The 19054-nt window shown below is 48.5% G+C and carries 19 protein-coding genes; 14 read left to right on the forward strand and 5 right to left on the reverse strand.

Annotated features, from left to right (window positions below):
• Window positions 1-72: 72 nt before the first annotated feature.
• Window positions 73-384: a hypothetical protein gene (locus Q4E93_RS09610; RefSeq protein WP_303584661.1), complete on the reverse strand. Its 312-nt coding sequence runs from the start codon at window positions 382-384 to the stop codon at window positions 73-75.
• Window positions 385-475: 91 nt separating this feature from the next.
• Here Q4E93_RS09610 and Q4E93_RS09615 point away from each other — a divergent pair, with 91 nt between their 5' ends.
• The 3 genes from Q4E93_RS09615 (at window position 476) to Q4E93_RS09625 (ending at window position 5342) form a co-directional block, all read left to right on the forward strand.
• Window positions 476-1354, forward strand: coding sequence for a heme-dependent oxidative N-demethylase subunit alpha family protein (locus Q4E93_RS09615; protein ID WP_303584663.1), 879 nt, complete (start codon window positions 476-478; stop codon window positions 1352-1354).
• 152 nt (window positions 1355-1506) lie between these two features.
• Entirely contained in the window at window positions 1507-4605 is a 3099-nt protein-coding gene (locus Q4E93_RS09620) for a ligand-binding sensor domain-containing protein (RefSeq protein WP_303584664.1), read from the forward strand.
• The gene (locus tag Q4E93_RS09625; protein ID WP_303584666.1) at window positions 4605-5342 is read left to right on the forward strand and encodes a LytR/AlgR family response regulator transcription factor; all 738 of its coding nucleotides are present in this window, start codon (window positions 4605-4607) and stop codon (window positions 5340-5342) included. Before Q4E93_RS09620 ends, Q4E93_RS09625 begins: the two co-directional genes overlap by 1 nt.
• On the opposite strand, the gene Q4E93_RS09630 is transcribed toward Q4E93_RS09625, so the two are convergent.
• On the reverse strand, window positions 5337-6734 hold the full coding sequence (locus Q4E93_RS09630; RefSeq protein WP_303584668.1) for an APC family permease: 1398 nt from the start codon (window positions 6732-6734) through the stop codon (window positions 5337-5339). The two genes, Q4E93_RS09625 and Q4E93_RS09630, sit on opposite strands and share 6 nt — an antisense overlap.
• A gap of 101 nt (window positions 6735-6835) precedes the next feature.
• On the opposite strand from Q4E93_RS09630, the gene lspA reads away from it, so the two are divergent.
• Entirely contained in the window at window positions 6836-7339 is a 504-nt protein-coding gene (gene lspA, locus Q4E93_RS09635; protein WP_303584670.1) for a signal peptidase II, read from the forward strand.
• Here the strand turns inward: lspA and Q4E93_RS09640 are convergent.
• The gene (locus tag Q4E93_RS09640; protein WP_303584672.1) at window positions 7323-8267 is read right to left on the reverse strand and encodes a hypothetical protein; all 945 of its coding nucleotides are present in this window, start codon (window positions 8265-8267) and stop codon (window positions 7323-7325) included. The genes lspA and Q4E93_RS09640 overlap by 17 nt on opposite strands.
• 125 nt (window positions 8268-8392) lie before the next feature.
• Here Q4E93_RS09640 and Q4E93_RS09645 point away from each other — a divergent pair, with 125 nt between their 5' ends.
• The 3 genes from Q4E93_RS09645 to Q4E93_RS09655 all read left to right on the forward strand — a co-directional run bounded on the left by Q4E93_RS09645 (window position 8393) and on the right by Q4E93_RS09655 (window position 10869).
• A complete protein-coding gene (locus Q4E93_RS09645; RefSeq protein WP_317505137.1) occupies window positions 8393-9166 on the forward strand; it encodes a helix-turn-helix domain-containing protein in 774 nt (257 codons plus the stop codon).
• 95 nt (window positions 9167-9261) lie between these two features.
• Window positions 9262-9828 carry a dihydrofolate reductase family protein gene (locus Q4E93_RS09650; protein ID WP_303584676.1) on the forward strand — a complete coding sequence of 189 codons (567 nt, stop codon included), beginning with the start codon at window positions 9262-9264 and terminating at the stop codon, window positions 9826-9828.
• 42 nt (window positions 9829-9870) lie between these two features.
• A complete protein-coding gene (locus tag Q4E93_RS09655; protein WP_303584678.1) occupies window positions 9871-10869 on the forward strand; it encodes a 2-hydroxyacid dehydrogenase in 999 nt (332 codons plus the stop codon).
• Between the two features lie 44 nt (window positions 10870-10913).
• Here the strand turns inward: Q4E93_RS09655 and Q4E93_RS09660 are convergent, their stop codons facing one another.
• Window positions 10914-11285, reverse strand: coding sequence for a winged helix-turn-helix transcriptional regulator (locus tag Q4E93_RS09660; RefSeq protein ID WP_303584680.1), 372 nt, complete (start codon window positions 11283-11285; stop codon window positions 10914-10916).
• A gap of 106 nt (window positions 11286-11391) precedes the next feature.
• Between Q4E93_RS09660 and Q4E93_RS09665 the strand changes: the two genes are divergently transcribed.
• The 4 genes from Q4E93_RS09665 (at window position 11392) to Q4E93_RS09680 (ending at window position 14975) form a co-directional block, all read left to right on the forward strand.
• The gene (locus tag Q4E93_RS09665; RefSeq protein ID WP_303584682.1) at window positions 11392-12000 is read left to right on the forward strand and encodes an FMN-dependent NADH-azoreductase; all 609 of its coding nucleotides are present in this window, start codon (window positions 11392-11394) and stop codon (window positions 11998-12000) included.
• Between the two features lie 431 nt (window positions 12001-12431).
• Complete coding sequence (locus Q4E93_RS09670; protein WP_303584684.1) at window positions 12432-12878, forward strand: c-type cytochrome; 447 nt, start codon at window positions 12432-12434, stop codon at window positions 12876-12878.
• Between the two features lie 31 nt (window positions 12879-12909).
• Window positions 12910-14130, forward strand: a complete 1221-nt coding sequence (locus Q4E93_RS09675) for a hypothetical protein (protein WP_303584686.1) — start codon at window positions 12910-12912, stop codon at window positions 14128-14130.
• Window positions 14131-14477: 347 nt separating this feature from the next.
• Window positions 14478-14975 carry a c-type cytochrome gene (locus tag Q4E93_RS09680; RefSeq protein WP_303584688.1) on the forward strand — a complete coding sequence of 166 codons (498 nt, stop codon included), beginning with the start codon at window positions 14478-14480 and terminating at the stop codon, window positions 14973-14975.
• 9 nt (window positions 14976-14984) lie between these two features.
• Here Q4E93_RS09680 and Q4E93_RS09685 read toward each other — a convergent pair whose 3' ends face one another.
• The gene (locus tag Q4E93_RS09685) at window positions 14985-16199 is read right to left on the reverse strand and encodes a hypothetical protein (RefSeq protein ID WP_303584690.1); all 1215 of its coding nucleotides are present in this window, start codon (window positions 16197-16199) and stop codon (window positions 14985-14987) included.
• A 419-nt stretch (window positions 16200-16618) separates the two neighbouring features.
• Between Q4E93_RS09685 and Q4E93_RS09690 the strand changes: the two genes are divergently transcribed.
• The 3 genes from Q4E93_RS09690 (at window position 16619) to Q4E93_RS09700 (ending at window position 19054) form a co-directional block, all read left to right on the forward strand.
• Entirely contained in the window at window positions 16619-17356 is a 738-nt protein-coding gene (locus tag Q4E93_RS09690; protein ID WP_303584692.1) for a hypothetical protein, read from the forward strand.
• A gap of 122 nt (window positions 17357-17478) precedes the next feature.
• Window positions 17479-17835, forward strand: coding sequence for a VOC family protein (locus Q4E93_RS09695; protein WP_303584693.1), 357 nt, complete (start codon window positions 17479-17481; stop codon window positions 17833-17835).
• Between the two features lie 40 nt (window positions 17836-17875).
• Window positions 17876-19054: a carboxypeptidase-like regulatory domain-containing protein gene (locus tag Q4E93_RS09700; RefSeq protein WP_303584695.1), complete on the forward strand. Its 1179-nt coding sequence runs from the start codon at window positions 17876-17878 to the stop codon at window positions 19052-19054.

Below are 19054 nucleotides of genomic sequence, written 5' to 3' on the forward strand. Positions count from 1 at the left end.
TTTCCCTTAGCGTTACTAAGTAATTTAGGTCCAAAAGCATCAACATCCCGTGTAAGGTCTACGTTCACCCGCCTATTGCCTTCGGAAGAGCGGCTCCCGTTGGGTAGCCTTGATCTGAAAATCTATTTTCTTATTTTTTCTCGCCGGCAGTCCAAGCTGGACAGAGTCCCGTTTGCCTGACCTCATATACATCAGGCTCCGGGAGGTATCAGTGTCCCCGAAAGACGCCTTTTTTGTAAAGTAAGCCGGGTGAGCCGCCCGGCCCGGGCCAGCTTTCTTAAATTCTAATTTTTGAGGGATGGCCGTATCCCGCCGGGGCGTCTGTGCCCAAAGTCCTTGGGTGAGAAAGGCGCAGCAAAACACCAGAAGTAATGACTTGGCCATAAAAAAGGTCTTTTGTCTCTTAAAGTTACGCCGCAGGCAAGAAAACTTCATTTTTTCCGCGGAGTAATTTTTTGTATATTATCCCATCTATATGAAGTACTTACCTTTTCTTGACGGGCAATATTCCACCGCACCCGGTTTTGTTTCAATGTCCAATGCCAATCCTGCTGACCAGGCCGTCTTCCAGCTGGATTATCAATATCATACCTATCTTAACAATAAATTTGAGTGCCGTAAAGAGTCCATCGGCAAATATTACCTGGAAAAGGACCTCTATCCTGGTACACTTACAGCCGTGAATAAGCTGCTGGCCGGACAGCTCGTGAAAGAGTACTCAGCGGATTTTGTATTGACTGAGCAGAAAGGGCATTTTATCTTTCATAATAAGATTACAGGCGGAACCCTGGAATGGAAGAATGACTGGATGGCCATTGAGCACAGGTCCTATATTTCCCTTTTTGACGCATTAGCCAGCCAGGTACAGGAAGATATTGCGATATGTCAGGTTGAAAATGAAAGAGACTGGCTCGCCGCCATTCACCTGTCGGCGCCGAACCACTGGTCGGCTGCGGAAAAGATCGGAAAGCCTTTCGCCGCCCTGCATTTGGTTCTTCCCGCCATGGAGAAAGGCCCGTTCATCAGATTTGCCTGGGATATATCGACAGACGAACGCCTGAACCATCATCCCATGCCGCCTCCGGGTGCCCTCCTCACCGATTGGCAGAGCAGGAGCGTCGAAGATAATAATAGCAAAATATATCTGCGTGTGGAACGTCAGGTCATTGTCGGTATCCTTTCCTGTAATGCATTTATGTATACTATCCGCACTTATTTCTATGACATCGACGAATTACAGGCCGACGATAAGATGGCTTTGCTGAAGGCAGTAGAAAGCATGGCGCCGCCCTTCTCCGGATATAAAGGACAGGACAACAAAACAGGTGTCCTGAAAAGAAGGTTGCAGCTATGATCGAAAACCGTTTAGGCACCCGCGTCAACCGCTCAACCATTCCTGTCAACTGCTAAATACAGTCAACCTGGAAGGGCTTCCCCCCTAATTTTCCATCCAGGATCACCATATGTATGATCCTGAAAAGTTAAAAAATTACAGTAATTTTAAAAATGCGGTATTGGTGCTGGCTCATACTATTATTGCCCTATACAAAGGCCCGGGCGCAAGTCCAGACCACCAATGCCAAACCACTCGCCGTCAAATACAATTTCCGCAACATTGACAATAACAATGGACTGAACAGCAACGATGTCTATTCGCTTACCCAGGACAGGAAGGGATATATCTGGATCGGAACGGAAAAGGGTTTACAGCGTTACGACGGTTTAAGGTTCATGGATTGTTTTAATCCCGACGCCAAACCCGGCTCACAAAGCGTCTACTATGTTTACCCGGATAACGCCCGCGGCGGGATCTTTTACGAACAGCCCGACCAACGCCCCCGGCAATGGAGCTTTTTGACCAATACATCGACGGAGCTGGCACCGGAAGAGCTGATGTCCACCGCCGCCGGCGCCACGTATCGTGGCTGGAATAATAAGAGCTGGACCATCTGGGAATACTGGACAGACAGCAGCTCACAGAAAGGCGACCAAAAAGGGCTTGCGCTCCTGAAAGAACCCGGTAATGACCGGTACCACCGGGCCGTTTTTATAAAAGACGAACAACGCCGGCAGACATGGATCAGGGATTCCACCTATGGATTGCTATTGTTGAACGACCGCGACAAAACGGTCTCTTCGCCGCAGTTCAACCCTGGCAATGACCCTTTGCTGGCCGCCGTGAAGACGATCGCTGCCAACTTCCACAAGATCGTTGCGGACGGTCGCGGCAATATCTGGCTGTTGAACTGGTCCGACTCCTTTTACCGCTTTGACCGTCACACGCAAAAATTATCCGCCTACTCGCTGGCTTCCATCCTGGAGCAGCAGGGAAACCAGGCTGCGCTGCCCTGCTGGGTGTCCGACGTCCTCATGGATGACCACGGGGTATTGTGGCTGGCTACCGCCAAAGCCGGCCTCCTGTCATACGATTTTGAGACCAACAGCTTCCGGTACCTTCTACGGCAGCCCGGCAACAACCTGGCCTTGCAATATAACCACCAGATAAATGCCATCTTCCAGGACAGGGAAGAGAATATCTGGCTCGGCACGGATAAAGGCATCTGCATTTTCAATCCCTATCGGATGTACTTCAGCACACTCAGCTGCCAGGATCCTGCTAAACCTTCCATGGCGATCAACCAGATCAGCGCGGCGACGCTCACCTCTACAAAAGACCTGTGGACAGGCAGCTGGGGAGGAGGTATCAACGTCTACGACGAGGCCTTCCGTCTTAAAAAACACTTTTTCTTCAACAGGGAATATGACAAAAATATGGTCTGGAGTTTCGTCGAGCAGGAAAACAGGGTCATCTGGGCCGGCTGCCAGCACGGCTTCCTGCATATCATCGATTCCGCCGGCCGGCTCGTTAAAACCATTCGTCCGCCCGAGACAGAAGCCCGCACTATAAAGTGCATGGTCAGGGATAAGGACGGCAACACCCTGCTCGGCCTGCACAATGGCAAGATCATTGTTTTCAGCCGGCAGCAGTCCGGATTTATCCCCTACAATGACAGGGGCCAGCCCTCCTCCGTGACCCTCTCCTCCATCGAAAGCCTCTTTGTGGACGACCACGGCACCTGTTGGGCCGGCACCTGGAATGGACTTGGTGAATACGACATCCAAAAAAGATGTTTTATCGCCGTTCATCACCCCTATGCCGGCAGCAACGTCCGATGCTGGGGCATCAATCGCTACAACGACTCGGTGCTGATCGTCTCCACGGAGAATTATGGCCTTTACTTTTTCAACCGGCGGACAAAGATCTTCAGCAAAGTTCCCGTCAACGAAGAGCGGCCCCATTGGTCTGCCTATGCCGTCGAGACGGATGCCCAGGGCAAAATATGGTTCAGCACGGATTATTCCATCGGAAATTACGATCCCGTAAGCAAAAAAGCATTCGTCTGCCAGCCGGAAAAAGGCCTGATCAATACCTCGTTCAGCGGCTGCAATTTTTTACATTCAACCACTGGAAAATGGATCACCTGGACCAACTCGGAGATTGTCGCCTTTCTTCCCGAAGAGATCAATGCCGTCCGGAAAAGGGCCATGCCCGTCACCATCACTGGCTTCAAAGTCTTCTCCAATCCCCTGTTCACTGATTCCCTGACCACCCGGCAAATGCCTGTTCAACTGTCCTATAAGGAGAATTTCATCGGAATAGAATTTTCCAATCTCCAATTCTCAGATATCGAACGGACCAAATACTACTATCGGCTGGAAGGCGTCGACCGGGACTGGGTATACGGTGGAACACGCGGTTATGCCAGCTATACCAATCTGCCGCCGGGCAGTTATACCTTTCTCGCAAGAACGGAGAACGGCGATAACATCCGGGATACCGCCATCCTGTCTATCCGGATCGCGGCCCCGTTTTGGGCCACGGTGTGGTTCCGGGTACTCGTGGCAGCGGCCGCCACATTCCTGATCTTTTTCCTGTTCCGGTGGTATAACCGCGGTCTGCGCCAGGAAGCCCGTATGAAGCAACAGATCGCCACCACAGAGATGATGGCCCTGCGGGCGCAGATGAACCCTCATTTCATTTTCAACTGTATCAACAGCATCGACGCCCTCATCCAGAGCAATGACAAATATCTAGCAACCGTCTATCTTAATAAATTTGCCCGGCTGATCCGCAATATCCTGGACAGCTCCAAACAACACACGATAAGCCTTACCCGTGATCTGGAAACTCTGCAACTGTACATCGATCTCGAACTTTTCCGCAACGAGAACAGGTTTACGGCCGAGATCCGGGTCGATGACAGCCTGCTGGAGGAAGACTACCGCGTCCCTCCATTGATCGTACAGCCTTATGTAGAGAATGCGATCCTCCATGGGCTGCGCCACAGGGAAGGAACCAGCGGCAGACTGATCATCAGCATCAGCAAAATAAACGAACACCTTATCTTCCTGGTCGAGGACAATGGCGTAGGACGTTCCGCCGCCATAAGCACTTCCCAACATCGTTCCTATGGAATGGAGATGAGCCGCGACAGAGTAAACCTTTTCAACCGGGAAGAGCATATTCCCGTTGTCATAACAGACCTGGTACAGGAAGGCCAGCCAGCCGGCACCCGCGTCCAGGTCTCATTAAAAATAAGTTGATGATCACTGCAATTATCATAGACGACGAACCCAAAGGGCGTCTCGCGCTCCGGCAAAAATTAATGGACTACTGCCCGGATGTAACCGTGGCAGGCGAGGCGGGCGACGGGGAAGAAGGGCTGCGGCTCATCGAGGACCTCCAGCCCAACATTGTTTTCCTCGATATCGAGATGCCCCGGATCAGCGGGTTCGACATGCTGCTCCGCGTCCGCCAGCAGAACTTTCACCTCATCTTCTCCACCGCTTATGATCATTATGCGATCAAGGCGATCCGGTTCGCCGCCTTCGACTACCTTTTAAAACCCGTGGACATTGAGGAATTAAAGGCCGTCATCCAACGGATAAAAAACAACCCGCAACAAGGCAGCACTGCTACGAAGATCGAAGCGCTCGCCCACAACCTGAAACATACCCTGAACAAAATAGCCATTTCCACCATCGATGGCCTCCTTTTCTTTGACATCGGCGACATTATTCACATCGAAGCTCACAGCAATTATACCGTCTTCAGCTTCGTCAACCGCCCCAAACTCACCGTCAGCAAAACCCTCAAGGAATTTGAAGACCTGCTGCCCCCCCAGCTGTTCTTCCGGCCACACCACTCCCACCTGATCAACCTCCATTTCATCAAGCGCTACATAAAAGGCGACGGCGGCACCATTGAAATGCAAAACGGCGAGCTCGTGGATGTTTCGCGCAGGAAAAAAGAGGAGTTCCTGAAATTGATAGGATTATAATAATGGCGTGGCCTTCCTGTTGAACCACCAGTAGAACGGAATACCCAGTAATATCAATGTCAATCCTATGGCTGCTTCTCTTGGCCGTGTAATAATAGTATTCACAATGAGTGACAGGCAAAACAGGATGAACAACGCCGGTACTACCGGGTATCCCCATACCTTATAAGGCCGGGGAGCATCAGGCATCTTTCTTCGCAAGATGAAAACACCGAGGGTAGTGGCCCCGTAGTAAATAAAAGCAGCAAAGATCAGCATATCAGTAAGCTGGTCGAAAGTGCCGGACAGGACAAGCAGGCAGGCCCACACTCCCTGGAACCATAAAGCATTCGCGGGCACCTGGGCTTTATTCAATTTGCTTACTTTAGGGAAGAATACGCCCTCACGGGCCATGGCGTAATAAGTGCGTGAATTGCTCAATATCGTCGTATGTGTGCATCCTAATGTCGTTATCAGGATAAGAATGGAAATAAAAATGAGGCCGCCATAGCCCCAAAAGACCTTTACGGCTTCCACGGCGGCAATCGAAGCACCGGAAGTCCGCATTTCAACCAATCTGGGCAAGGGCAGTAAAGCCAGATAGGCCGTATTGACCAGGATATAAACGGTTATTACGACCAGTAGCCCGATGGTAATACTTAAAGGGACATTGCGATGGGGGTCCTTTATTTCGCCTCCCAGAAAACCCACCGAATTCCAGCCCTCATACGCCCAGAAGGCAGCCAGCATAGCGGTAAAGATGGCGCTAATGGTCACCGGGGCTGCATTGGCGGTCTTCATTTGGAAAGGGGCGTTCAGGACAGCCTGTGGGCTGCTGAATCCAAATAGTACGATCAACATGATACCCGCCAAAACCAGCAACATTAACCCAGTGCTTAATCCTGCTCCCGTTTTCAGGCCCGTTGTATTTATCCATGTCAGTATGATGATCAATAGGATGGCAGTAAGCTTGATCTCAAAAGCCGCAAAAGGATAAAAGATGCCCAGAACGCCAATGTCTGACCATGAAGCAAGCACGGTCGGCAGATGAACCACACTGTTTAACGATTGGGCAAATACATAAGCAATGCCCGCAATGGCAGCCGTTTTGATGGCCGTAAAATTTGACCACCCATATAAATAAGAGAAAAACCGGCCATAGATCTTTTTGTAATAGGTGTATTCACCGCCTGTATCCGCCAGCATACTGGCAATCTCTGCATTGCTAAGGGCGCCGAATAAAGAAATGATCCCTCCCAATACCCAGCATATCAGCACCCATCCGGAAGAATGAAGTTCGGCGGCCATCGGGACTACCTTTTTATATACTCCGGATCCGATAATATTTCCTATTACTATAAAAATCGCCAGACGTAAGCCGAGTGTACGATTCAGCCGGGAAGGAATACTCATGCAAATGATTTTGATGGTCGGGGCATAAGATACGAAAAGTTCGAATACGGGCTTCCCCATCTTGCTGTAACAATTACGAGGACGGGGCGACCAATGAAAAAATGAAGTCTATAATTAATCCCCGGATACTGTTGTTTTGTGCGCTTTCACTTTCCCTCATCAGCTGGGATCGCGCGAGCAAGGACCTGGCCAAAAAATATCTTAGGGACATGCCGGCCCGAACCTTCTTCCATGACAGTTTTCGGCTGGAATATGTCGAGAATACAGGGGCAGCCATGAGTTTGGGGGAAGCTCTCAACCCCCACCTAAGCTTTTGGCTCCTGGGAATGCTGCCATTGGCCATCTTGCTGGCTTTGTTTGCGTATGTGATAGTCCGCGCCCGATGTATCCGACCCCGGAAAATAGTGGCTCTTAGCCTGATCTTCGCCGGTGGGGTGGGAAATATACTGGACAGACTGCTCTTCCACCGGCACGTCACAGACTTTATGAACGTGGGACTATGCTCCCTGCGATCGGGCATCTTTAATTTTGCAGACTTATGGATAACAACCGGCGTTGTATGGGTGGCGGTAGCATCCTTAAAAACCGTCAGATCCTTCGTTTGATCGGCCATCTCCAGGCCAAACCCGCTGAGATGTAATGCTGGTAATTGAACGACGGTGTGGGACTGACTGTATATAACCCTGGCTGGTAGAGTATGCCGACCCTGAAGGACTTGCTAACCCGGTATTGCGCGGAAAGGCTGAATCCTATCCCCGTGCTCCTTACTGACCTGTCCAGGTTCACCGTGTCACCCCTGGTAACTTTCTGCCAGAAAAGGTTTGAGAAGCTGAGCCCGTAACCCAGATCGAAGCTGCCGATGACAAGGTTGTTCCTGATACTGCCAAAAAAAGTGTGTCCTGTCGTGAAATACCCCTTGCCAAGATGATCGGCAAATACGCTGCTTGCCGCACCTGCGGAAAGAGAAATATAGTGATCCGGCTTATAAAAATAGTCAACCCCGGCTTCCAGCCCAAGAGGACCTGTGGGAGAAGACCGGCCTTCCGGCGAAATCAAGCTGAAGGAATTAATAAGGGGCACAGATAGGGAAAAGCGAACTGTTCCCAGGGGAACAGGCGCAAACCGTCGCAATGTGATGGCCGTGTCTTTAAGCGCCAGATAGCTCCAGCAGCGGTAGGCATAACGTTTCGGATTATCCTTATCGACCAGCATGCCTAAGCAATAGTTTTCAATGTTGAGCCAATAGGCCAAGGAATTATGCGGCCGGATCCGGAGGATCTTCTCGCCGGAATCGAGCTGTATATGAATAACCAGGGTCTTGTTATTTCTCCGGACCAAATAAGTTCCGGGCACCTCGGATGGGCGCCCGGAGCTATCTTCAAAAAGTGCATTTTCCATGGAGACCCGCCTGATATTCTTATCCGTGCCGATCCGGATATTCTGTGCCGGTCCATTCAATACAGTGGCGCAGGAGGCGAAGAAAACGGGTATGACAAAAACCGCAGTTACTGATAAAGCAGGATGTCTGGTCATGTAGGGGCTGAATGATTATTTTCGCTGGAACACGGTTACATAATGTCCGGATGAAGATAATAGGCGGAAACTAAAAAAGAAGTTAAATAAATGGAATATTGGATGTGATTCTCTAATTTGAGTGGGTGAAACTGAGATCAATTGTTCCTGACGCTGATGTTTCCAGCTATGTCCACGAAATCATTGTCATGGAAGATGATCGTTTATTACAGAATATGACCATACCCCTGGTGGCCAAAGGTTATCCCAGCATTGTTTTCCAGAGCACCCGTAACAAAAGAAGAGATGCCGTTGCGCAGTTGGTATTGTATGGGCAGAATGTGCGGCCTTTTCAATTAGATGCTTCCGGCGACCTGCTGGTGATTGCTTACTTTTTACACCCCTACCTGGTGAAATACTTTTTTGATTTTAATGCCCGGGAAATAAAGGACCTGTGCATAGATATAGGCGTCATGCGGCCGGCCAAAAGTATGAACCTGGTAGAGCAATTGGTGAATGCCCGATCTTTACCCGCCCGTATACAGCTCATGAATGATTATGTGCGGAAATTATCAGCAACCAGTCGTGGACAGGATGACAAGGCCATTATATGGTCTACCCTCGAGATCGTGAAAAACCGCGGACTGGTCTCGCTCAAAACTTTACAAAGCGAGCTTTGCATAACGGAACGTACCTTTCAACGCCTGTTCGAATCACACATAGGCGTGCCGCCGAAATTATTCAGGAAGATATGCCAGTTCAATGCCGCCTTCGATCAATTCAGTAAGGGGCACTACAACAGGCTCACTGATATCGCCTATGACCATGGCTATTCCGATCAAAGCCATTTTATCCGCGTTTTCAAAGAGTTCACCCTTCTGACGCCAGGCGACTATTTGAAGCGCCTACCCGGCAATTAGGATTGATTATCAATACTTTATTTTGTCGGGTCCGTTCTATTCCCCGCACATTGGTTGTTGTTACTTTGTACCATCAATCACCCAAAAAACAAGTCATGAAAAAACTGATCGTAAAAGAATGGATCACATTGGATGGCGTTTTTGACGCAGGCTCAATGAACGTATGGAATGCCTCTTACCACAGCGACAGCCGGGCAAAATGCATTATTGAAGATATTCTCGGAGCGGATGCCTTCCTATATGGCCGAACCACGTATGAAATGCTGGCGCCTTACTGGTCTGCATTAAAGAACAACGAAATGGGCGTGGCGGACAAACTGAACAATGCGCCTAAATACGTAGTATCGACGACCCTGAAAAAAGCCGACTGGAACAACTCCACGATCATTAGCAGGAATGTAATAGAGGAGGTTAAAAAGCTGAAGCAACAGCAGGGCAGCTATATCCTGTTAGATGGCAGCGCCACCCTGGCGCAAGGGCTGATGGAAGCAGGCCTGGTCGATGAATATCGTTTCCTGGTTCACCCGGTGATCATGGGCAGTGGAAAAAAATTTTTCAAAGAGCATTTTCCTCTCAGCAAATTGAAGCTGGTACATTCGGCGCAACTGGATTTGGGCGTATTGCAGTTGATCTATGAAAATGCGAAAGTTGATGCGGAATAACGGTCCAATATTGTACTTTCATGATTATTATTTCATCCTGCTATGAAAGTCAGTTTCTTTTCGGCCAAACCTTACGACCGGCAGTTCTTCGATCAGAGCAATGCCGGATTCGGCTTCGATTTCGAATATTTTGAAACCCATCTGGGGCCACATATAGTCAATGCTGTTGAAAATACGGATGTCGTCTGCGTATTTGTCAATGACAAATGTACCAGAGAGGTGATCCACATACTGGCAGCCCGGAATGTCAGGATCATTGCCTTGAGATGCGCCGGATTCAATAATGTGGATCTGAAGGCAGCGAAAGAATATGGGATCCGGGTATGCAGAGTGCCTGCCTATTCCCCGGAAGCGGTTGCGGAATATACGGTGGCTTTGTTGCTGACGCTGATCAGGAATACGCATAAGGCATACAACCGTGTCAGAGAGCAGAATTTTTCGCTCAATGGATTACTGGGTTTGAACATTCACCGCAAGACGATCGGTGTCATCGGAACCGGAAAGATCGGGAAGGCCTTTAGCAGGATCATGCTAGGCTTCGGCGCCACCGTCATTGCGTATGACACGGTACCCGATCCGGCCTTGCGGGAGGCGGGGGTAGCATACGACAGCCTGGAAAACGTTCTTGGCTGCGGAGACATCATTTCGCTTCATTGCCCGCTGACAAAGGACAATTATCATCTGATCCATAAAGGGACGCTGTCGAAAATGAAAACGGGTGTTATCCTGATCAACACCAGCCGGGGAGGACTGATCTGTACCTCGGATATCATCGAGGCTTTGAAATCCCATAAGGTCAGGGGATTGGCGATCGATGTGTATGAACAGGAGGAGAACCTTTTTTTCCGGGACCTCTCGGACAAGATCATCGATGATGACGAAATACAACGCTTGATGAGCTTTCCGAATGTGCTCATTACAGGACACCAGGCCTTTTTTACGTCAGAGGCCATGAGCCAGATAGCACAGGTGACCCTGGAAAATATCCAAAAGCTAATGAAAAGCGATGAACCTGCGGATGGGTCGGCCATATTGGTCTAAGCAGGGATTACAGCCGCAATTGACAGTTTCTGATAATTGGACAGCTACTCCCGCCTGGTAATTTTCCTCTTATGTTTTTCGCCCCATTCGGCCAGGGCAGAGATAACGTCTTTTAGCGTTCTCGTGTATTCGGTCGGTACGTATTCCGTTACAACGGGCTTCTGATCGGCCAGTACCACTCTTTTGACAAGTCCGTTGAGCTCAAGGTCTTTCAGTTCCGATGAAAGCACTCTTGCGGATATGCCCTTTATGGTGCGCTGCAGATCATTAAAGCGCAGGTGGCCGCTCAATACAGCGATGACTATTCTCAGCGTCCATTTACCGCCAATGACGTATAGTGCGTCTTCCGTGGCGGATAGGTGTTTGCCACAACGGGCTTCTGTATATGCTGGTTTTAACTCTTTAATCTGTCCCATTTCCGAAGTACTAACTTATAGGTTACTAGTAACCTTTTGTTTACTCCTAATATTTAGATAGTAAGTATACATAGATTTGCTCTATCTAAAAAATAAATTCGCAGTTATGGCAAAGAACGTGTTGCATATTATTTCAAGCCCCAGGGGCGAGGCATCTGTCACCAGAAAACTGGGGGACGCAATTATCGATAAAATTAAAGCGAAATATTCTGATGCGACAGTGAAGGAGCGGGATCTGGCGGCTGACGTTTTCCCGCACCTGGACGAATTGCAGATTGGTTCCTGGTTTGTTCCGGATGCCGCCAGAACTCCCGAGCAGGCCAATGCTATCCAGGTCTCCGACGAGGCAGTCAGGGAAATGCAGGAAGCCGACATTTACGTCATCGGTGCGCCATTTTACAATTTCGCTATTCCCTCCACCCTGAAAGCCTACCTGGATCATGTTGTAAGGCCTGGCATCACATTTCGCTACAATGAGCAAGGGAAGCCGGAAGGTTTTCTGAAAAACAAAAAGGCATACATTGCGACAGCCTCAAGCGGGGTATATTCGGAGGGGCCATTTCAATCGTTTGATCATGTCAGTCCCTATTTGAAGTTTATATTGGGCTTTCTGGGCATAACGGATATCTCCTTTTTTCGTGCTGAAGGATTAAAGATCGAAGGCGTGAAGGAGACTGCTTTCGAAAAAAGCGTGCAGAGTATTGCGATCGCATAGGTTTTTTTTCCGAGCGATGAGGCGTTTTCGATCGAACGCCTCATCCAATTATCAAAACTGTGTACTCATATTTATGTGCAAACCAATTTACGATCGTCCCATGAACGGGGCCCGTTAAAATATGGCTCCGGAAAATGGAAGATTTCCAGGTAAGGGCCCACCTATCAAACGCCGGCCAATCAGGAAGGTTCTTCCTGAATTTTTCATTCCCCTCCAGCGTTCCTTTGTAGATCCCCCTATAGATTTATTGGTGCGTGTCATGGAAAATGTTTGATTATCAATAATTTAACATGTAAAGTTCTCTACTGCCGTGTCTTAAGCGACCGGATATCCCCTCTTTTGATCTGACTTTATTCACGTGGTCGCCTGACCTGGATCATATGATTCTTTACAATATACAATTAAATTTATTTATCAAAACATTACATAGTATGAAAAATAATTATACATCATTACTATTACTGTCCTCCCAGCGTCGCCGCTTTATCTTCCTTTTATTTATACTGAATTTCTCCATTTTCGGAACCAATGCGCAGTCGACCAGCTGGCTTGCGCCCAAGGATGCTGAAAGTGTGAAGAACCCTCTCATTGGCAATGCCAGCATGTTGGCAGAAGCCAGAGTGATGTATGCAGCCAATTGCGGTCCCTGTCATGGTGACAAAGGCAGGGGGGACGGCCCGGCTGCTCCGGGGTTAAATCCTAAGCCGGCCGACCACACTTCTGCGGCCGTGCAAGCCGAATCGGACGGTAGTCTTTTTTGGAAGCTTTCCGAAGGCCGCAGCCCCATGCCTGGTTACAAAAAAATATTCTCCGAGCAGCAGAGATGGGAACTGATCACCTATATCCGCTCGCTGGCGAAGACGGCGAAAAAGAAATGATGCCAAGTTATAACACTTAAAAAACTAACGTATGAGTCCGAGAAAAATCGTAAATCGATGTATGTGCTTCTCCTGCGCGTCCTTACTCCTGGTAAATACGGTAAAAGCGCAACAGAGCACGGTGGATTCGACCCTTCTTAATCGGGTAGCGGCGCTCGAACAGCAGGTAGCCGATCAAAAGCATGGTGAAAGCCATTTTATGGTAGTCGGACTTGCCACATTCGGATTTGTAAGGAACAAGACTACTTTCACGCCTGATGGCGGACCCGCACAAATTTCCAAGACCAACAGCCTCGGCGACGCCGACCGCTATGAATTCAGTCCTATGCTTTTGTGGAGGCATGGGACAAAATGGCTCCTGGAATTTGAACCCGCCTTTGACGGCAGTTCCGTCGGCGTCAACTGGGCCAATATTTCCTATTTTGCCGCGCCGGGAGTAACCATACGTGCCGGTTATTTTGTATTGCCCTTTGGCATTTACAACAAGCGATTAGCCGCAGGTTGGATTGACAAGGTTGCACCGGATCCGGTGGGTATTGATCTTCCAGGAACGGATTTTGGAATAGGGATCAGCGGGGGCCTGCCGTTGGGGAATATGAAATGGAGCTATGATGTAAGTCTTACCAACGGGTTGCAACTCCTGCCAGACGGCGAGCTACAGAATGCAGGGGTAACGGATAATAATACCAATAAGACGGTGTGCGGAAGACTGGCACTGTTGCCTTTCTCCAATTCTTCTCTTGAAATTGGCGCCTCCGGCCTGTATGGCGGCGTGGCGGATGCTGGCTCCAACTATCACAACGCAAATACCACCATGTATGGGGCTGACCTGAGCTACGTAAATAAGATGGATCCCTTTCTTTTTAATATAAAGGGACAATATAGCCGGATATTGGTCAATAGCCAGCAATATATGAAACCCACTGATTCATCGTCCTATTCATTCGATAATAAAAGCACATCCGCATTTGCCCAAATTTCGATCCGGCCGGTGTCAGCCTCGGACAAACTGATAAAGAACCTGGAGCTGGCATTTCGATACGTCAACTATACGACACCCGGCAATTCCATCTGGGGGGCCAAATACCATGAAGAAGACATCGGTCTGGATTATTGGCTGAACTGGAGAAGCGTTCTCAAATTTACCTATGCCTGGAGCCACTCTCTTAGCACCGCCAATGTCTCTGCAGGTGGAACAGCCGGCACCACGGATATGAACAATATATACTTACAATTCTCCATTCAACTTTAAAAATTGTTTTATGAAAGCAAACAATATAAATCGTATGACGTGGATGATGATCGCAGGTACAGTCATTGTATGTGCCGTCCTAATGAATAGCTGCATGGAGAGTCAAAAGGTAGCAGGTAAGAGTGGCGTACAACTTTGGGCAGAGAACTGTCAAAGATGTCATAATACACCATCCCCCAACACCTTTTCCCATGAACAATGGGTGACGATTGGAATGCATATGCAAACAAGGGCACAGCTGACTGAGAAGGAAAGAGATAAGATCGTAGCTTTCCTTACACAATAGCGGGGTCATGTTTGTGAAGCATTCATCATGGGAATTACTACAAAAGAAAACCTTCAGTTGTATGAAACCTATATTATTTTTTATCGTTGCTGCCTGCATCGGCCTCGTGGCGGCGCAGTGCAAGTCTAAGCAAGCGGAGCCCGGCGCTCCCGAATCCGCAGGCAAGCCCAGAGTGGTGAAAGGAGCAGGCGATACCGTGATCGTTTTCATGGGTATTAATTCCAAAGGGGTCGGCAGGTTCGATCACGTCCAACTGACACATCCGCTGGACGACAAGATGATAGCGAGCGGCCGGGCCATTTATCAGACGAAATGTTTTGCCTGCCATAAGCTTACTACAGAAATGCTGGTTGGGCCCGGATGGGCGGGTGTAACAAACAGGCGGAGACCAGCGTGGATCATGAATTGGATCACTAATACAAAAGTTATGCTGGATAAGGATCTCGCTGCACAAGCCGATTTGGCGGTGTGTCTGATACGGATGCCGGACCAGGACCTTACAGACAGTCAGGCACGTGATGTTTTGGAGTTTATGCGCCAAAATGATGGAAAGAAATAATGTTAAAGTTCACCTGCTCCTTATTCGTGAAAGGAAAATTAACAGAGCTCCTGCAAGAAGACAGATCCCTGCCACCCAAAGGAGCCATGGGAACAGGCCCATGCCGCTGGTAAACAGCGTTGCCATACCTTGCGTCGTCAATAGCCCTTCATTGAAAATTACTGCAACTGCAAATATCAGCAGTCCGGCCCTGGTGGTTTTTTTCATGCTGTCCAGGAATCCCTTTTCCGACATATAGGCCAATAAAAAGAGACTTACAAATCCCAAAAAGACCATATGCAGGAATCCCATGACCATCGGCCGGCGGCCAAATATGATGTTTATGACGGTCGGAAAAATGCCAAGGCATTGTAAGAGTAGCTTCAGCATAAAGAAGCCCATGGATACAAAGACCAGGAGCCGGATCACCGGCTGTCCCCTTTGGTACACCGGATAGACGGCATGGACGATGGCTGCAAAGAAGAACAGGCTGAGCAGAATAAACAGGCTTCCAATCATAGTCATCACCCGGAACCAGGGATTATGGACCTGCCACTGATCGGTCAGGAATAAGGAAGGTATGATGGAAGCAGACAGCAAAGAGGCAAACCAGGGAATGCTTTTCAGCAACTTTCTGTCGGCGGCCCGGCCTATATTATTGAAGAGCAATGCGAAGATGGCCAGGCTGAAAAAACCATTGTATTGAAAATGAAGATAGCCCAGCAGTGCATGCCTGTATAAATAAGTGTCAACGGCCCCTGAGATATACATGTACGCAATAATCAGGGCGCCACCGGAAGATAAGACCAGACAGACAACGGAGGACAACGCCAGCAATGTCACGGGCCTTCCCAGCCTTGCTTTTAGCATATCCGCTGTAAAAACCCAACTGAAAATATAAGTGGTGAGTATAAGGAAAGTCGAAGTAATAGCTGAAAGGACCTTGGGGTCGCCTGCTATACTAGCAATGAGCGTAACCCAGGCGCTGATGGCAACGGCTCCCAGCACCCATTGGTAAACCGGCCTTTTGTTGAACGGCGAAGGCAGGAGGTCATATGTCAACAACGTCATCAGGGCCAGGGTAATCCATCCTCCAAAGGCAAAATGGAAATGTGCTTCCAGTAAATGATTATAGTTAATAAAAGGCAAGGCAAAAACGAACTTAGTCCTCAGGATTGACCCTAATAACGAGACAATGCAAAGACCCAGGAGGGACAAGTCAATCCAATTGTTTTTGCTTGCCATTGTTGTATAAATATTATCTATCCGCCCTATAGACAAAGCGCGTATCCGGCTTCTTCATTTCGTCCTCCAGCATATCATCAAACACAACGGAAGTACCCGGCTTTAATAATGAAGATACGGTTTACTTTCGTCCGAGCTATCTGTCATCAGTAGCCAGGACTTGGCAGCAGCAGGGCTTCGGTGAGAAGAAAATAAAAAAAACCGCTGAAAATCAGCGGCTTGAGGATCACACCACGGTGACTGATCGTCTTTATTATGAGCGGGGTCGTTTCCCTGGCCTAAGAACTAAAATAATTAGTATTTCCATGACCTAAGTAAAAATTCGTCGGACAGCTTAATATAAGCTACATTTATTGTCCCTTCCTCCTGTCATACTCTTTTCCTGCCCTTTTATTTATTAATAATTAAAAGCAAAATCTATGACACAGTCCAGATTTACCGGCTTGCATTTTTATTGCATGGTCTTCTTTTTGGTCTCCTGTTCCGGAGGCGGAAATGGAAATAAGACTGGCACCGACTCTACCATGGTTGACAGCACTAAAAGCGCAGCTGTACCGGAAACAACTACTATTATTACAGCACCGCAAAATATGATGGTAGCAAAACACAAGGTGCTCAACTATGCAAAATGGAAAAGCTCCTATGATGAACATGATTCTTTCCGGATAGCCAATGGCATTCATAGTTATGTAATTGGGCGCGGTTTGCAGGATACCAATATGATATTAGTAGCTGTGAAAGTAGATGATATGGCTAAAACAAAAGCATTTGCCAAAGATCCCAACTTAAAAAAGGCCATGCAAAAAGGTGGTGTAATAGGCACCCCTTTGTTTTCCTTTGTTACGATGACCTTCCAGGACACCGCTGCTGTTAGTTCAGACCTGCGGTCCAGAACTACATTCACTGTTAAAGACTGGGGGGCCTGGCAAAAAGCATTTGAAGAGGGTAAGCAGGAAAGAATAGATAATGGTATAACCGTCAGGGCTTTTGGACATGACGCCGATGATGATAAAAAGGTAGAGCTTGTAACGGCCCTATTGGATACTGCCAAAGCCTATGCCTATTATAAATCAGATATGTTGAAAAAAAGAAGAGCTGCAGGTGGTGTGATAGGCGAACCGGAACGTTTTCTATTTCGGGTCGTGCAGCGGTACTGATTTGGAAAAGCCCAAATTCTATGGCGCCGGTGGTTCTGGTTTGTGATCGAACCTCTGATCTTGCTTGTGACAATTATACAATGATTTTAACATTAGATTTGACTTTCGTAACTTCCAAGATCATGAAAACCTTCACTATTCAAACCATGAGCCCGCAACTGCCAGTGGCCGATCTCGACCGGGCTATCCGGTTTTATACGGAAAAATTGGATTTCAAGCTCGATTTCCGATATGAAGATTTCTATGCAGGCATCGTGAAAGACGGCTGCTCGGTACACCTGAAACTCGGAGAATCGTTGCAGGAAAAAACGACAGAAGATCTCGATCTGGTTTTCTCGGTGAACGACGTCGAACGTATATATGGTCTATTGATAGACCGGGCCGTAGACATTTGCCAACCGCTGCGGGACATGCCCTACGGCAAGGAATTTTATGTAGCCGACCCCGATGGTAATAAGTTGGCATTTCTAAATAGCTAAAGAGCGCTTTATATCTTATTTTGCGGGTCTAAACTCCCCCATGAGAAAGGTTGTTTTCCTAGTGCTCTCCTCCTTCCTGACCTATATACAACTTCTGGCCCAAGGCACTGTCCTGTCCGGCTCTGTGCGGGATTCCGCCACCGGCAAACCCATGCCCGGCGTGAGCGTATTCCTCAACAGCACCTCCAAAGGCACCGTCACCCGCGCCGACGGCACCTTTACCCTGGGCGGCATTACCCCCGGCAGATACGAGGTCATCATTTCCGCCGTCGGTTACCAGACCTTTAATCTCGCCATCAGCACCCGCAACCTGCCTACCGATCTAAAAGTTGCCCTCCACGTAAAAGCGTCCGAACTATCTGCCGTCGTCATAGAGCCCTATATGAAAGACGGATGGAAGAAATATGGGAAATTCTTTATCGATAACTTCATCGGCACTACCGAAAACGCCTCCTATTGCAAGCTAAAGAACAAGGAAGTCCTTCGGTTTCATTATTACCTCAAAAGCAGGAAGCTATCCGTCACCGCAATCGATCCCCTCATCATCGAGAACAAGGCCCTTGGCTATGACCTCGAGTATCGTCTCGAAAGATTCGAATGTGACTTCAGCACCAATATCATCTCTTATTTCGGCTATCCTCTCTTTAGAGAAATGACCGCAGATGATCCCCAAACCAGGCAGGAATGGGAACGACACCGCAGATACGCCTACCTCGGTTCCGAGATGCACTTCCTGCGCACGCTCTACAAAGGACAGCTCCATCAAGAAGGGTTTATCGTCGAACACGAGATCGAAGTGCCCAACATCGAAAAGCAAAGGGTAAAGAACATCTATAAGCCCAACATTACCAAGACAGACAGCATCCCCATCGATAGTCTCCACCATTATTGGGATGTACTAAGACAACCCGACTTCTTTATTCAGAAAATAAAAAGCACCGACGATCTGCTCACCATCCATCCCGATCTGACAAAGACAATGTATTTTTTGGGAGACTGCACAGTGATCTATGGAAATGGAAGATTAGGCATCGCCTATCAGGAATCCGCTATCAACCTGTTGGAACCCGTCTCCATCGAGATTGGAGAGAACGGCAGCTACTATCCCCCTACCATCCTCTCCAAAGGCAACTGGAGCAAAACGGAAACCATCGCCAACCTCCTTCCCCGCGATTACGAACTGGTCGCCCCCGGCACCCCATCCAAAACACTACAGTAG

Origin of the sequence: Flavitalea plasmicola (genome assembly GCF_030546645.1) — a bacterium.
Taxonomy (GTDB): Bacteria; Bacteroidota; Bacteroidia; order Chitinophagales; family Chitinophagaceae; genus Puia.

Bases quoted from the DNA above. Each gene is read 5' to 3' on its own strand.
- Q4E93_RS09685 (WP_303584690.1), bottom strand. From the start codon at position 16,199: ATGGCAAGCAAAAACAATTGGATTGACTTGTCCCTCCTGGGTCTTTGC.
- Q4E93_RS09660 (WP_303584680.1), bottom strand. From the start codon at position 11,285: ATGGGACAGATTAAAGAGTTAAAACCAGCATATACAGAAGCCCGTTGT.
- Q4E93_RS09655 (WP_303584678.1), top strand. From the start codon at position 9,871: ATGAAAGTCAGTTTCTTTTCGGCCAAACCTTACGACCGGCAGTTCTTC.
- Q4E93_RS09640 (WP_303584672.1), bottom strand. From the start codon at position 8,267: ATGACCAGACATCCTGCTTTATCAGTAACTGCGGTTTTTGTCATACCC.
- Q4E93_RS09625 (WP_303584666.1), top strand. From the start codon at position 4,605: ATGATCACTGCAATTATCATAGACGACGAACCCAAAGGGCGTCTCGCG.
- Q4E93_RS09620 (WP_303584664.1), top strand. From the start codon at position 1,507: ATGCGGTATTGGTGCTGGCTCATACTATTATTGCCCTATACAAAGGCC.
- Q4E93_RS09670 (WP_303584684.1), top strand. From the start codon at position 12,432: ATGAAAAATAATTATACATCATTACTATTACTGTCCTCCCAGCGTCGC.
- Q4E93_RS09680 (WP_303584688.1), top strand. From the start codon at position 14,478: ATGAAACCTATATTATTTTTTATCGTTGCTGCCTGCATCGGCCTCGTG.
- Q4E93_RS09690 (WP_303584692.1), top strand. From the start codon at position 16,619: ATGACACAGTCCAGATTTACCGGCTTGCATTTTTATTGCATGGTCTTC.
- lspA (WP_303584670.1), top strand. From the start codon at position 6,836: ATGAAGTCTATAATTAATCCCCGGATACTGTTGTTTTGTGCGCTTTCA.
- Q4E93_RS09610 (WP_303584661.1), bottom strand. From the start codon at position 384: ATGGCCAAGTCATTACTTCTGGTGTTTTGCTGCGCCTTTCTCACCCAA.
- Q4E93_RS09630 (WP_303584668.1), bottom strand. From the start codon at position 6,734: ATGAGTATTCCTTCCCGGCTGAATCGTACACTCGGCTTACGTCTGGCG.
- Q4E93_RS09665 (WP_303584682.1), top strand. From the start codon at position 11,392: ATGGCAAAGAACGTGTTGCATATTATTTCAAGCCCCAGGGGCGAGGCA.
- Q4E93_RS09650 (WP_303584676.1), top strand. From the start codon at position 9,262: ATGAAAAAACTGATCGTAAAAGAATGGATCACATTGGATGGCGTTTTT.
- Q4E93_RS09695 (WP_303584693.1), top strand. From the start codon at position 17,479: ATGAAAACCTTCACTATTCAAACCATGAGCCCGCAACTGCCAGTGGCC.
- Q4E93_RS09700 (WP_303584695.1), top strand. From the start codon at position 17,876: ATGAGAAAGGTTGTTTTCCTAGTGCTCTCCTCCTTCCTGACCTATATA.
- Q4E93_RS09615 (WP_303584663.1), top strand. From the start codon at position 476: ATGAAGTACTTACCTTTTCTTGACGGGCAATATTCCACCGCACCCGGT.
- Q4E93_RS09675 (WP_303584686.1), top strand. From the start codon at position 12,910: ATGAGTCCGAGAAAAATCGTAAATCGATGTATGTGCTTCTCCTGCGCG.